This window comes from Nocardia sp. 149-1B (assembly GCF_057747975.1).
In genome coordinates, this window is sequence record NZ_CM173233.1 from 1320703 (window position 1) to 1333873 (window position 13171).

11 protein-coding genes and 1 riboswitch are annotated in these 13171 nt (G+C 71.9%); of the genes, 4 read left to right on the top strand and 7 right to left on the bottom strand.

Features of this window, described 5'->3' with window-relative positions:
• The first annotated feature begins 158 nt into the window (after nt 1-158).
• Entirely contained in the window at nt 159-695 is a 537-nt protein-coding gene (locus AC3ANS_RS06280) for a type 1 glutamine amidotransferase domain-containing protein (protein ID WP_488295310.1), read from the top strand.
• Nucleotides 696-788: 93 nt separating this feature from the next.
• Here the strand turns inward: AC3ANS_RS06280 and AC3ANS_RS06285 are convergent, their stop codons facing one another.
• The gene (locus AC3ANS_RS06285) at nt 789-2363 is read right to left on the bottom strand and encodes an MFS transporter (protein ID WP_488295311.1); all 1575 of its coding nucleotides are present in this window, start codon (nt 2361-2363) and stop codon (nt 789-791) included.
• Entirely contained in the window at nt 2363-3013 is a 651-nt protein-coding gene (locus tag AC3ANS_RS06290) for a TetR/AcrR family transcriptional regulator (protein ID WP_488295312.1), read from the bottom strand. The genes AC3ANS_RS06285 and AC3ANS_RS06290 overlap by 1 nt, the downstream gene beginning before the upstream one ends.
• Nucleotides 3014-3209: 196 nt before the next feature.
• Between AC3ANS_RS06290 and ligA the strand changes: the two genes are divergently transcribed.
• Entirely contained in the window at nt 3210-5285 is a 2076-nt protein-coding gene (gene ligA, locus AC3ANS_RS06295; RefSeq protein WP_488295313.1) for an NAD-dependent DNA ligase LigA, read from the top strand.
• Nucleotides 5286-5303: 18 nt separating this feature from the next.
• Here the strand turns inward: ligA and AC3ANS_RS06300 are convergent, their stop codons facing one another.
• Nucleotides 5304-5801 carry an FBP domain-containing protein gene (locus AC3ANS_RS06300; protein WP_488295314.1) on the bottom strand — a complete coding sequence of 166 codons (498 nt, stop codon included), beginning with the start codon at nt 5799-5801 and terminating at the stop codon, nt 5304-5306.
• A gap of 27 nt (nt 5802-5828) precedes the next feature.
• The gene (locus AC3ANS_RS06305; RefSeq protein WP_488295315.1) at nt 5829-6407 is read right to left on the bottom strand and encodes a TetR/AcrR family transcriptional regulator; all 579 of its coding nucleotides are present in this window, start codon (nt 6405-6407) and stop codon (nt 5829-5831) included.
• 219 nt (nt 6408-6626) lie between these two features.
• On the opposite strand from AC3ANS_RS06305, the gene AC3ANS_RS06310 reads away from it, so the two are divergent.
• Entirely contained in the window at nt 6627-6929 is a 303-nt protein-coding gene (locus AC3ANS_RS06310) for a hypothetical protein (protein WP_488295316.1), read from the top strand.
• Between the two features lie 18 nt (nt 6930-6947).
• Here the strand turns inward: AC3ANS_RS06310 and AC3ANS_RS06315 are convergent, their stop codons facing one another.
• Genes AC3ANS_RS06315 through AC3ANS_RS06325 form a run of 3 tightly spaced genes read right to left on the bottom strand, consistent with a single transcriptional unit; the run spans nt 6948 to nt 9973 of the window.
• Nucleotides 6948-8072, bottom strand: a complete 1125-nt coding sequence (locus AC3ANS_RS06315) for a hypothetical protein (RefSeq protein WP_488295317.1) — start codon at nt 8070-8072, stop codon at nt 6948-6950.
• Nucleotides 8069-8584: a SigE family RNA polymerase sigma factor gene (locus AC3ANS_RS06320; protein WP_488295318.1), complete on the bottom strand. Its 516-nt coding sequence runs from the start codon at nt 8582-8584 to the stop codon at nt 8069-8071. The genes AC3ANS_RS06315 and AC3ANS_RS06320 overlap by 4 nt, the downstream gene beginning before the upstream one ends.
• Nucleotides 8585-8644: 60 nt before the next feature.
• Nucleotides 8645-9973: an aminotransferase class V-fold PLP-dependent enzyme gene (locus AC3ANS_RS06325; RefSeq protein WP_488295319.1), complete on the bottom strand. Its 1329-nt coding sequence runs from the start codon at nt 9971-9973 to the stop codon at nt 8645-8647.
• A 39-nt stretch (nt 9974-10012) separates the two neighbouring features.
• Nucleotides 10013-10125: riboswitch (SAM riboswitch) on the bottom strand.
• Nucleotides 10126-10290: 165 nt separating this feature from the next.
• On the opposite strand from AC3ANS_RS06325, the gene AC3ANS_RS06330 reads away from it, so the two are divergent.
• On the top strand, nt 10291-13071 hold the full coding sequence (locus tag AC3ANS_RS06330) for an amidase family protein (RefSeq protein ID WP_488295320.1): 2781 nt from the start codon (nt 10291-10293) through the stop codon (nt 13069-13071).
• Nucleotides 13072-13171 lie beyond the last annotated feature (100 nt).

Below are 13171 nucleotides of genomic sequence, written 5' to 3' on the forward strand. Positions count from 1 at the left end.
CCGGCCGCCGAGCCGCCGAGAAGGTCGCCGTTTGGTCCCCAACGACAGATCGGGAGCGCTCCCACCTGCGGTTGGTGACCAAACGGCATCACTTTCCACTCAGGGGCGCACCGGGCGGCCGGTGCATCCCGGTCGGTGGCCGCGGGTACCAATGCGTCATGAGTGACCTGACCGGCAAGACCGTGGCCATCATCGCGACCGACTTCTTCGAGGAGGCCGAGCTCGTCCAGCCCCGCGACGCCCTGCGCGACGCGGGCGCGACGGTGTTGATCTACTCGACCGGCACCGATCCGATCCAGGCGGTCGAGGGCGACACCGAGCCGACCCAGAAGGTCGAGGTCGACGGCACCCTGGACGACCTGGACGCCGGCTCGGTCAATGCCATCGTGGTGCCCGGCGGCACCGTGAACGCCGACCGGATCCGCACCGAGCCCCGCGCCCAGGACATCGTGCGCCAGGCGATGGAGCTCAAGGTGCCGCTGGCCGTGATCTGCCACGGCCCCTGGCTGCTCGTCTCCGCCGGGCTGGCGCGCGGCCGCCGCCTGACCAGCTACCCGAGCCTCGCCGACGACGTCCGCAACGCGGGCGGCACCTGGACCGACGAGGGGGTCGTGGTCGACGGCAACCTCATCACCAGCCGCAACCCCGACGACCTGCCGGCGTTCATCAAGGCCCTGGAGGACGCCCTGTCCTGACCAGATCATGAGGACGGCGTACGACGCGACGATGCCCACCCCCGCACGCGGGGGTGGGCATCGTCTCGCCACTCCTTGGGAGAGGTGAACTCCTCAGCCCACGTGCACGGGGGCTTCGGGTCCGTCGGTGGCGAGCTCTTGGTGCTTGACGTTGAGGAACACCCACACCACGAGCGAGGCGACGACCATCAGGCCGGTGCCGAGCAGGAACGCGTCACTCGCGCCGGCCGTGAAGATCTGGTGGCCGGCGACGGTCAGCTGCTCAGGCGTGGGCGGGGTGGCCGCGCTCGCGCTCTTCAGCGTCGCCGTCAGGTCGTCGATGCGCTGGGTCGCGATCGTGCCCAGCAGCGAGAGCCCGAGGGCGCCGCCGACCTGCTGCATGGTGTTCAGCACGCCCGAGCCGATGCCGGAGTCCTCGGCCCGCAGGTGGTGCACCGCGGTGAGGGTCAGCGGGACGAACACCATGCCCATGCCGAAGGCCATCAGCACGATGAACGGGAACAGGTCGGTCCAGTAGCTGCCCTGCAGGTCCTGCATCGGGATCGAGGTGTCGTTCGGCAGGCGGGAGAACCCGAACAACGCCACGGCCGCCATCAGCGTGCCGGTGCCGGCGAGGTAGCGGGCGTCGACGCGGTTGGCCAGGTTGGAGACCAGGCCGGCCGCGGCCACGAGCGCGAAGCAGAACGGCAGGAACGCGACGCCGGCCTTGATCGGGCTGTAGCCCATGACCGTCTGGATGTACTGGCTGAGGTAGTAGAACATCGCGAACATCGCCGCCGGGGCGAAGAACATCGCGACGAAGCTCGACGCCCGGGTCCGGTTCATGAACACCCGCACCGGGAGCAGCGGGTGCGCCACCCGGCGCTCGAGCGTCAGGAACAGCGCGATCATGGCGACTCCGGCCGCCAGGCTGATGATCGTGAAGGTGTCGCCCCAGCCGTCGGTGCCGGCCCGGCTGATGCCGTAGACCAGGCCGAGCAGGCCCAGGGTGCCGGTGACGGCGCCCGGCAGGTCGAGCTCGCCGGGGTGCCGCTCGGACTCGGTCAGGAAGCGCGGGGCGAGCAGCGCGGTCACGACGCCGATCGGGGTGTTGATCAGCAGGGTGAGGCGCCAGCCCTCGACGCTCATGCCGAGGAAGCTGTCCATGCCGGTCAGCCAGCCGCCGAGCAGCAGGCCGACGGCCGCGCCGACGCCGGACATCGCGGCGTACACCGCGAACGCCCGGTTGCGAGACGGTCCGGCGGGGAACGTCGTCGCGATCAGGGCCAGGGCGGCGGGGGAGGCCAGCGCGGCGCCGAGGCCCTGGAGACCACGGGCGGCGAGCAGCAGGCCCTCGCTGGTCGCGAGGCCGCCGAGCAGCGAGGCGATGCCGAAGATGATCAGCCCGAGCATGAAGACCCGGCGGCGGCCGTAGAGGTCACCGAGGCGGCCGCCGAGGAGCAGCAGGCTGCCGAACGCGAGCGCGTAGCCGGTGACGACCCAGCGCAGGTTCGCGTCGGAGATGCTCAGGTCGTCGCGGATGAAGGGGAGCGCGATGTTCACGATGGTGCCGTCGAGCACCACCATGAGCTGCGCAATGCAGATGAGCACGAGCGCCCATCCCAGGTGGCGGTTGGTGCCGGGCGGCGCGGTGGTCTCCGCGCTCTCGGTGCTGGTGACTTCGGTCATCAGTCTTCCTGTTCCTTGAGGGAGTCCTTGTGGGACGGGAGGTGGGAGGGTTCGGGCTGGTGGGAGGCCGGTCCGCTGCACGTGGCGGCCGGCAGGATGATCTGGTCGATGACGCGCGTGATCAGGTCGGCGTCGGGCTGCTCGCCCATGACGAAGACGCGGTGCAGCACGATGCCGGCCAGGGCGGGTTCGAGCAGGGTCAGGTCGACGTTCGCGCCGATCTCGCCTCGCTCACGGGCGCGCTCCCAGACCTTCTGGGAGAGCGCGATCTTGGGACCGACCACCTCGCGGCGGAAGGCCTCGGCGAAGTCGGCGTCGCGGGAGATCGCGGTCAGCACGCTGGCGAACGTCGCCACCGTCTGGTGGTCGACGAGACCGCCCATGCCGCAGAAGATGCCCTGGAGGTCCCCGCGCAAGGTGCCGGTGTCGGGGAGCTCGGTGACACCCTTGGCGTGGTGCAGCGCCTCGATCACCAGGCTCACCTTGTTGTTCCAGCGCCGGTACAGCGTCGCCTTGGAGGCCTTCGCCCGGGCGGCGACGGCGTCCATGGTGAGCCGGTCGTAGCCGACGTCGGCGAGCACCTCGAGCGTGGCGTCGAGGATCTCCTGCTCGCGGTCGCCCTCGATGCGAGGGCGCTCGATCGGGGTCATCGTGTCCTTCGGCTGTCGTTAACCTGCATGAAACGAAACGGTTTCGTTTCATCGAGAACAGCGTAGGCACCGCGGCCATTCCGTCCCAACCGACTTTTCGTGAACTTCTTCCCGCCACGCCTGGAACCCGCCTGGAAGTGGTCTGGACCGGAGCGTGAGGTACGGCGTCCGTGGGCTGTCGGTCCGGACCGGCACAATGGCTCCCGTGACGGACCCACGCGACGAGCACCGCCTCCTGGCCGAGGAGATCGAGGAAGCGCGGTGGCGCTACTACGTGCTCGACAGCCCCACCCTCGACGACGCCGACTTCGACCGGCGGATGCGTCGCCTGGAGGAGCTGGAGGAGGAGCTCCCCGAGCTCCGCACCCCGGACTCGCCGACCCAGAAGGTCGGCGGCGCGGTGTCGACGGAGTTCACGCCGGTCGCCCACCTGCGGCGCATGGAGAGCCTCGACAACGCGTTCTCCACCGAGGAGGTCGAGGCGTGGTACGCCCGGCTCGGCCGCGACGGCATCGAGGCGCCGGCGCTGCTGTGCGAGCTGAAGGTCGACGGGCTGGCGATCAACCTGCTCTACGAGCAGGGGCGGTTGGTGCGAGCGCTGACCCGCGGCGACGGCACGACCGGCGAGGACGTCACGCCCAACGTCAAGACCATCGGCTCGATCCCGCACCGCCTGGTGGCGACCGAGGAGTTCCCGGTCCCCGAGCTGCTCGAGGTGCGCGGTGAGGTCTTCCTTCCGGTCGCGGCCTTCGAGCGGCTCAACGAGTCCATGACCGAGGCCGGCAAGCCCGTGTTCGCCAACCCGCGCAACGCCGCCGCCGGGTCGCTGAGGCAGAAGGACCCGCGGGTCACCGCCTCCCGCGCGCTCGGCATGGTCTGCCACGGCATCGGCGAGCGCCGGGGCTTCGAGCCCCAGGCCCAGTCGCACGCCTACGAGGCGCTGGCGGCCTGGGGCCTACCGATCAGCGACCAGGTCCGGGTCGTGCCGAGCCTGGCGGACGTTGAGGACTACATCGACAACGCCGGCGAGCACCGCCACACGATCGTTCCCTACGAGATCGACGGCGTGGTGATCAAGGTCGACGACGTCGCGCTGCAGCGGCGGCTCGGCTCGACCAGCCGCGCGCCCCGGTGGGCGATCGCGTTCAAGTACCCGCCCGAGGAGGTCAACGCCAAGCTCCTCGAGATCCGGGTCAACGTCGGGCGCACCGGCCGCGTGACGCCGTACGGCGTGATGGAGCCGACCAAGGTCGCGGGATCGACCGTCGAGAACGCCACGCTGCACAACTACTACGAGGTCGAGCGCAAGGACGTGCGCCCGGGCGACACGGTGATCCTGCGCAAGGCCGGTGACGTGATCCCCGAGATCCTCGGCCCGGTGCTGCCGTTGCGTCCCGAGGGCCTGCCGGCCTGGGTGGGGCCGACCGAGTGCCCCGCCTGCGGGACCACGCTGGTCGAGCAGAAGGAGGGCGACAAGGACCGTCGCTGCCCCAACCACCAGTTCTGCCCGGCGCAGGTGCGCGAGCGGGTCTTCCACGTGGCGGGTCGCGGCGCCTTCGACATCGAGGGCCTGGGCTACGAGGCCGCGGTGGCGCTCCTCGACGCCGGGGTGATCGACAACGAGGGCGAGGTGTTCGACCTCGACGCGTCCCAGCTGCTGCGGGCCCCGTTGTTCACGCGGGCGCCGAAGAAGGGCGAGGGTGACGCCCCGGTCCTCAGTGCCAACGGGCAGCGACTCCTCGACAACCTCGCGAAGGCCAAGCAGGTGCCGCTGTGGCGGGTGCTGGTCGCGCTGTCCATCCGCCACGTCGGCCCCACCGCGGCCCGGGCGCTGGCCCAGGAGTTCGGCTCGATGGCCGCCATCCGGGCGGCCGCCGAGGAGGAGCTCGCGGCGGCCGAGGGTGTCGGGCCGACGATCGCCGAGGCCGTGATCGAGTGGTTCAAGGAGCCCTGGCACGTCCAGATCGTCGACAGCTGGGAGCGCGCCGGCGTGACGATGGCCGACGAGCGCGACGAGTCGGTGCCGCGCACCCTCGAGGGGCTCACGGTCGTGGTCACCGGCTCGCTGGTCGACTTCAGCCGCGACTCGGCCAAGGAGGCGATCCTCGCCCGCGGCGGCAAGGCCGCCGGGTCGGTGTCGAAGAAGACCGACTACGTCGTCGTGGGGGACAACGCCGGGTCCAAGGCCGACAAGGCCGAGCAGCTCGGCGTGCCGGTGCTCGACGAGGCCGGGTTCAAGACGCTGCTCGAGGGCGGGCCCGAGGCGCTCTGACGCGGGCCCGGCTCGCGGTCAGGGCCGCAGCGCCCGGTCGACGAACGCGAACAGGTTGCGGCTCAGGCGCGCCACCTTCTCCTCCGGCGCCAGGGTCTCCTGGGCCGCGCTGAGGGCGGGGGCCGGGATCAGGCCGCGCGCGTGCAGCGAGCAGTCGAGCGCGGAGCAGATGTCCAGGCCGACCGAGTTGCCCTCGCGCCCTGCTCGTCCGGCCCGTCTCGCCACCATCAGGGCGACGCCCTGTCCGGAGTGGGTGGTCGAGCAGATCGAGCACATCCGCGCTCGACGAGATCCCGCGCCGCTGAGGTTGCGGCGGACCTGGAGGCCGACCAGGCCGTGGTCCGGTGTCGGCACCACCAGGTAGCCGACCATCGGGGCCTTCGGGTCCACCCAGCCGAGGAAGTCGAGGTCCGGCCACGGTGTCGAGCCGAGGTCGGGGAGGTTGGCGCGCTGCGCCTCGCCCTTCGAGCAGTTGGCGAAGGACCCGCGGATGTCGCGCTCCGAGACCATGTCCATGGAACCATAGTCATTTGCCTAAACGGTTTAGGCAAATCGGTCGGTCGTCCAGCTCCTCAGCGTGGCGTCCAGGGCCGCCATGATGCGCGACCAGGAGGCGTCGGGCGGCGGCTGGCGGTGGGCGAAGGAGCCGCGCACCTCCAGGTCGACGAAGCCTCGGATCGTGCTCCCCACCAGCCGGACGGCGTGCGTCTGCTCCGCCTCGGGGAGCTCGTAGCCGCGCAGGGTCGCCAGTGCCAGCCGCGCGTGCCGCAGCCCGACGCGGGTCGCCTCGGGCGAGGCGGCGAGCGGGTGGGTGGCGGCGGCGTACCGGCCGGGATGTGTCCGCGCGTAGGTCCGGTACGCGCCGCCCAGCGCCTCGAGAGCCGCGCGGCCGGAGCGGCCGGCGAGCGCCTCCTCCGCCAGGTCGGCGATCTCGTCCAGGGCGCGCACGGCGATCGTCAGCCGCAGCTCGCCCGCGCCGTCGATGTGGGCGTAGAGGCTCGCGACCTTGACGTCGAACCGCCGGGCGAGCGCGGACAGGGTGACCTGCTCGAACCCGATCTCGTCCGCGAGCTCGACCGCGGCCACGGTCAGGCGCTCGGGCGTCAGGCCTGCTCGCGGCACGCGTGCTCCTCCGGTCAGGGATCGGGCCGGAGAAACGCATTCTCCGGTGGAGCAGTCGTACCAGGTCACGGCAGCGGGTGGGACGGCGACACGGTGATCGTCCCCGTGGCCGCGTGACCTGTGGCCCTGCGGTCGGGACATACGCCTCTCGTGACGCGGGTCTCACCGGGCCGATGCTGGGGTCATCGGAGCATCAGGCCCGCGCACTGGGAGGTCGTCATGGTCGTGATCGCATTGATGGTGGTCGGAGGCATCGTGATGGTGACCCTCGTGGCCTTCGCCCTCCTGCGTGGCTGGGGGACCGACCTGCAGCGCACCGAGACCGAGCTGCACCAGCCCGACGCGCATGCCGAGGCGTTCGCCGTACCACCCGGCCAGGACCCGGCGGTGCTGATGGGCGTGCTGCGCTCTGCCGGGTACGTCGCCGTCGAGGAGGCCCCCGACCGGCTGCTCGTCGCGTGCCCGAGCGCACGCGACGCCGAGCGGGTGCGGCACCTGCTCGAGCACACCTACCAGCACTGAGGGGCGTCGCGGACCGGGTCAGGACTCGAAGGTCTGGTTGCCGTACCGCAGGTCCTCCGGTGCCACGCCCCCGCCCTCCGCGGGGATGACCGTGTCACCCGTCTCGCACGCGCCGGTCGAGGTCGAGCAGGTGATGACCCGGTGGCCCTTGACTCGGAACAGGTCGCCGTCCGGTGACCACCCATAGTCGTAGGACTGCCCGTCGAGCGTGACGTGGGTGCCGGCGTCGAGGTCGTACACCTCGACGGTCTTGCCGGTGGGAGCGTCCATCGCCGCGAAACTGCCGTCGGGTGAGAGGACCAGGTAACCGTCTTGTCCTGCGGGGACTCGGAGCAGCGGCTTGCCGCTCCGGGCGTCGACCACCTGGACGTCGTTGCCGACTCGCTCGACGGCGCGACCGCCCTTGATGTCGGGGTAGCCCGGCCCGACCGTGTCGGTGGTCCCGACCTCGCCGGTGCGCCAGTCGACCGTGCGCATCACGTCGTCGGTGCCGACGTACACGATGTCGCCACTGAGCGCGACCGGCGGTGCGGTCCACCCGCCCCAGCTCTTCGCGTCGGGCACCGGGACGCGCGCGACCTCCTTGTCGGTGGAGACGTCGTGGACCACGACCTCGACCTCGCCGTCCACGACCTCGGCGTACGCGAGGTAAGGCTGGGTCGGGTCGACGCCCGGCACCGCCTCCTCGGTCACCACGGAGACCGACCGCACGGTGCCGTCCTCGGTGACCAGCGAGAAGCGCTGGGGGCCGCCGCCGTCGCTGGCGTTGTTGTCGCCGTGCCGCACCAGCAGGCCGGCCGAGGTGTAGTACGTCGACTTGATCGCCTTGTCGTCGATCTGCACGTGCTCGGTGCCGCCGTCGAAGTACACCGTGGTGCCGAGGGTGAAGACCGCGCCGTGGCCCGTGCTCGGGCCCGCCGGCTCGACGCCCCGTGAACCCGGGTGGTCGTCGCCGGTCAAGGACGCACCGACGACGGCGACGACCGTCACGACCGCCACGGTGGCGACGGCGCCGAGACCGGTGGTCGCGCGCCGGCGACGCCTCAGCCGGCGCCCGGTCGTGAGGACCTGGCCCGGGTCGGGCGCGGGGATGGTCAGCGTGGCGGCCTCGTCGTGGAGGAGGGCGCTGAGTCGCTCGGTCATGCGGTGCTCCCGAGGTCGGCGGGGATGACGGTGTCGCCCAGCAGCACGCGCAGCCGGGCGAGGGCGTCGGAGGTCTGGCTCTTGACGGTGCCCTCGCTGATGCCGAGGGCCTGGGCGACCTCGCGCACGCTGAGGTCGTCGTAGTAGCGGAGCACGACCACAGCGCGCTGGCGCGGTGCCAGCTCGCGCAGCGCGTCGACGACGGCCGGCCGCGTGGTCGGGTCGGGGTCGCTGCCGAGCTCGGGGAGCACCTCGGTGGGTCGCTCGTTGCGCCAGCCGCGGCGCCGGAACCACGTCGCTGCGGTGGTCGCGAGCACCACCCGTGCGTACGCCGGTGCGGCAGCGGGGTCCTTGACCTTGCGCCAGGAGGCGTAGGTCTTGGCCAGTGCCGTCTGCACCAGGTCCTCGGCGAGCTGGTGCTCCCCGAGCATCAGGTACGCCGTGCGGTACAGGCCGGGCCACGTGGCGTGCACGAGCTCGGTGAACTCGTCGTCGGTCAGCGGTCTCGCCATCGATCCTCCTCGAGCGGTCGACAGGTAGGACGCGGTGGCCCCGTGATCGGTTGGGCGACCCTACGAGCAGGCCGACGCGCTGCCGGTCTCGGTGACCCAGGCGGGCAGCGGTCGCGGGTCGGGGGTGGGACGGTCGTCCGCGTCGTACGTCCAGGACGGGCCGTGCTCGACGAGCTCCGCGATCCCGCGCACCAGGCGATCGACGTCGTCGGCGGAGGACGCGAGACCGAGGCTCGCGCGCACCGCGGTCCGGCCACCGTTGAGCCGCTCGAGGAACGGGTGCGCGCAGAAGCGGCCGTCGCGCACCCCGACGCCGTGCTCGGCGGAGAGGTACTGCGCGACCAGCTCGGCGCTGTGCCCCTCGACCGTGAACGTCACCACGCCGATCGCCTCGACCTCACCGCGCCACAGGTGCAGGGTCCGGACGCCGGCGATCGACTCGAGGCCAGCGAGCAAGCGGTCGCGCAGCGCCTCCTCGTGGAGCTGGAGCTCGCTGTCCGGCAGCGCCGCGATCGCCTCACACGCGGCCGCGAGCGCGACCGCCCCGACGACGTTGGGGGTGCCGGCCTCGTGCCGCGCGGGCACCGGGGCCCAGGACGTGCCCGCCAGCGTGACCTCACGGACCGCGCCGCCGCCGGCGAGGTACGGCGGCGCCGCGTCGAGCCAGTCGCGGCGCCCGACGAGCACGCCGGCGCCGTACGGCGCGTAGAGCTTGTGCCCCGAGAACGCGAGGTAGTCGATGCCGAGCCGCTCCAGGTGCACCCGGTGGTGGGGGACCAGCTGGGCGCCGTCGACCGCGATGCGGGTCCCGTGGCGGTGAGCGGTCTCGACGAGCTCGGCGAGCGGGAGGATCTCGCCGGTCACGTTCGAGGCACCCGTCACCGCGAGCAGCGCGGCGGGCCGGCGGATGAGCTCGGCCTCGATCGCCGCGAGCGTCTCGGCGACGGTGTCGCGGGCCACCACCGCCCGACCGCGTGCGCCGAGTCCCTGCCAGGGCAGCAGGTTGGCGTGGTGCTCCACGTCGAGGTGGACGACATCGCCGGGGACGGCGGTCGCGAGCAGGTTCAGCGCGTCGGTGGTGTGCCGCACGATCTGCACGACGTCCTCGCTCCGGGCGCCGACGAAGGCGCCGATCGTGCGCCGCGCGGTCTCGTACGCCGCCGTGCTCACCGCCGAGGCGTAGCCGGCGCCGCGGTGCACGCTGGAGTAGTACGGCAGGAACTCGGCCACCCGGTCGGCGACCGACCGCAGGGCGGGTGCGCTGGCCGCGATGTCGAGGTTCGCGTAGCGGACCGTGCCGCCGGTGACGAGGGGGACCTGTTCGGTCGCCCCGACCAGGTCGGCGAGTGGGTGCGTCGTGGCGGCGCTGGTGCGGGTGGTGGTAGGCATGTCGGCACGTCCGTCGGGTCGAGGGACCCGGGTCTGCCGAGTCCGCGCTTGCCGACTGCGGTTGCAGCCGGCCGTGTCCTCACCCGGGGCACCCCACCGCGGAGGAGGGTTGCCGACTGGCCAGCCGGGGCTTCGCACCAGTACTCGTGACGGGCAGCAGGCTAGCAGCGGCGAGCCCTGACGATTTGTTTACCTGCGCGACGTGGACGAGGACGGCTGCGCAACACCCCGGTTACCGGGGCTGGTTCGCCGACATGGCGACGCAACACCGCTTCCCTAGGTTCGCCTCTCCACCTAACAGCACAGAGGGAGCGGACGTGAATCGTCACACCACCAGAGGCGCCGGCGCGGCTCTCGCCGCCGCGGGCCTCGCCTTCTCGATGCTGGCCGTGGGCTCGGGCCCGGTGGCGCAGGCGGCGGACTCGTCCGCCGCGGCCACGGCCAGCTTCTTGGAGCCGTATTACGGCGAGGGAGACCTCGACGGGGACCACCAGATCACCCGGGCCGACCTCGGCCTCCTCAGCGCCCGGTTGGGGACCGGGGCCGACGACGCCGGCTGGAGCAGCGTCGCAGCCGCCGATCTCAACGGCGACCAGGTGCTCGACGTGCGTGACCTGGCTGCCCTGGCCCAGCGCGTCATCTACGACGACGGCGACTTCGACCTGGTCGAGGCCAGCGCCGTGGACATGCAGAAGGCCATGAACGCCGGCGTGATCACCTCGGTCGAGCTGACGAGGGACTACCTGGACCGGATCGCCGCCTACGACGCCACGGTGGTCGACACCAGCGGCGCGGGCCGGCCTCTCAACGCCATCATCGCCACCGGCGGCCAGGCGCTGGCCGCGGCGGCCGAGAGCGACCGGCTGCGAGCTGAGAACGGCGGCCCACGCAGCATGCTCGACGGCATCCCGATCCTGCTCAAGGACAACTACGACACCCGCGACCTGCCGACGACGGCCGGGTGCGCGTGCTGGGAGGGCAACCAGACCTCCGACGACGCCTTCATGGTCGCCGGCCTGCGTGCTGACGGAGCGGTGATCCTCGGCAAGGCCAGCCTCGACGAGTTCGCCTACGGGTTCTCCTCGACCTTCAGTGCCGGGTCGCCCTACGACAGCGCCCTGAGCACGAACGGCGTCAAGTACGTCGCCAGCCCCTACAACACCTCGAAGACCGCCGGCGGCTCCAGCGGCGGCACGGGCGCGGCGATCTCGGCCAACCTCGGCGCCATCGGCTTCGGGACCGACACCGGCGGATCGATCCGCAACCCCTCCAGCTACAACCAGCTGGTCGGCGTGCGGCCGACGGTCGGCCTGGCCAGCCGCGACGGCATCGTGCCGCTAGCACTCAGCCAGGACACCGGCGGGCCGCTGGCCCGGTCGGTCGAGGATGCGGCGATCGCGCTCGACGCGGTCGTCGGCAGCGACCCCAACGACCCGGTCACCGCCGCGGCCGACGCGCACGTGCCGGACTCCTACACGTCGTACCTCGACCCGCACGCGCTGCAGGGCAAGCACTTCGCCTACTTCACCTCGATGGTGCCGCCGGCCTCGGCGACCAACGCGGCGCAAGTGGCCGGACGCCGCATCTTCCTGGACGCGGTCGCCGACCTGCGAGCCGCGGGCGCCACCGTCGACGAGATCGATCCGGCCACGCTGGCCGCGGACTCCTCCAGCGGGCTCAAGGTCGCCGACATCCTGAACGAGGGATCGGGCAGCACCAACGAGTTCAAGCACGATCTGAACGCATACATCGCCCGGCACCTGAGCCCCGAGGTGACGATCCGCTCGCTCGACGACCTCATCGCCTCCAAGCGTTATGTGCCGGGCTACGGCAGCGCCTACGTCAGCCGCAACGCCGTCAGTCAGGCGACCTATGACGCCTGGGCGGGCGCCGACGGTCAGCTCGGCACCCACACGCTGAAGATCGAGAACGGCTCGGTCTACCTCACCAGCGTGATGGACTTCGCCGGGCTCGACGCGGTGATCTATCCGACCGCCCTGCCGTACACGACCTACAGCACCAACCTGCGCCTGAGCCCCAACACGGGCATGCCGGCCGTGACGGTGCCCGCGGGCCAGACGACGACGAACGAGACGCTGCCGGGGGCCGGGATGAACCTGGAGTTCCTCGGCCGCGACTACAGCGAGGGGCAGCTGTTGGGCTACGCCTACGCCTATGAGCAGGCCACCCAGCACCGCACCACGCCCGCTCTCTACGGCGCCACCGCGGGTGACGTCGCCACCGGGCCGGGCACCGACACCGACGCCCCCGGCGACGGCACCGTGACCGTCAGCTCGTCCGCGGCGCGGGTCGAGGAAGGTGACACCTTCACCGTGCAGGTGTCGCAGGCGGCGGACGACCTCTACGCCTACGACGTCTCGATGGACTACGACGAGAGCGCGCTGTCGTTCGTGTCCGCCGAGTCCGGCACGAGCGGCTCGACGTACAGCTCCGCCGACGCTGGCCGGCTCACGATCGCCCACACCAAGCTCGGCACCTCCCCGGGTGCCGAGGGGGAGACCGGACTGGCCACGGTCACGTTCCGGGTGCTCCGCCCGGGCGTGACGACGGTGACCGTCGGCCGGCTGACGACTGTCGACAGCACCGGTGCGACGGCCACGACCTCGAACGCCGGGACTGCCAGCGTCACCGTGCCGGCGCCGCCCGCCCCCGACCCGACGGACCCGCCGACCACGGACCCGACGGATCCGCCGACTACGGACCCGACGGACCCGCCGACCACGGACCCGACGGATCCGCCGACCACGGACCCGACGCCGGAGCCGGCCACCACGACCACGAAGGTGACGCTCGCCCCGGGCACCGTCCGGGCCGGCCGGACGGTGACGATCCGCGCGCTGGTCTCGGCAACCGCCGGCGTCCCCACGGGCTCGGTGACGGTCACCGTCGGCGGGGTCCGGGTCGACCGTGCCCAGCTCCGTGCCGGTGCTGCGACGCTCACGTTCGTCGCCGAGCGACCACGGTCCGGGCCCGCGGTCGTCAGGAGGTCGGTCGTGGTGACCTACGTGCCGACCGGTGACTTCGAGCCGAGCTCGGTGACCCGCATGCTGCGGATCAAGCACGAGCCGCGCCACTAGGGAGCACCGACCAGCACGCGGGCGGCGGCTCACCCTCGGGTGGGCCGCCGCCCGTGCGCGGTCACCCGAAGCTCTGCCGCGGCCGCCCTCTCCTAGGATG

Excerpts from the sequence above, each read along its gene's own strand:
- AC3ANS_RS06320 (WP_488295318.1), bottom strand. The coding sequence starts at position 8,584 with ATGGCGAGACCGCTGACCGACGACGAGTTCACCGAGCTCGTGCACGCC.
- AC3ANS_RS06290 (WP_488295312.1), bottom strand. The coding sequence starts at position 3,013 with ATGACCCCGATCGAGCGCCCTCGCATCGAGGGCGACCGCGAGCAGGAG.
- AC3ANS_RS06310 (WP_488295316.1), top strand. The coding sequence starts at position 6,627 with ATGGTCGTGATCGCATTGATGGTGGTCGGAGGCATCGTGATGGTGACC.
- AC3ANS_RS06300 (WP_488295314.1), bottom strand. The coding sequence starts at position 5,801 with ATGGACATGGTCTCGGAGCGCGACATCCGCGGGTCCTTCGCCAACTGC.
- AC3ANS_RS06325 (WP_488295319.1), bottom strand. The coding sequence starts at position 9,973 with ATGCCTACCACCACCCGCACCAGCGCCGCCACGACGCACCCACTCGCC.
- AC3ANS_RS06280 (WP_488295310.1), top strand. The coding sequence starts at position 159 with ATGAGTGACCTGACCGGCAAGACCGTGGCCATCATCGCGACCGACTTC.
- ligA (WP_488295313.1), top strand. The coding sequence starts at position 3,210 with ATGGCTCCCGTGACGGACCCACGCGACGAGCACCGCCTCCTGGCCGAG.
- AC3ANS_RS06315 (WP_488295317.1), bottom strand. The coding sequence starts at position 8,072 with ATGACCGAGCGACTCAGCGCCCTCCTCCACGACGAGGCCGCCACGCTG.
- AC3ANS_RS06285 (WP_488295311.1), bottom strand. The coding sequence starts at position 2,363 with ATGACCGAAGTCACCAGCACCGAGAGCGCGGAGACCACCGCGCCGCCC.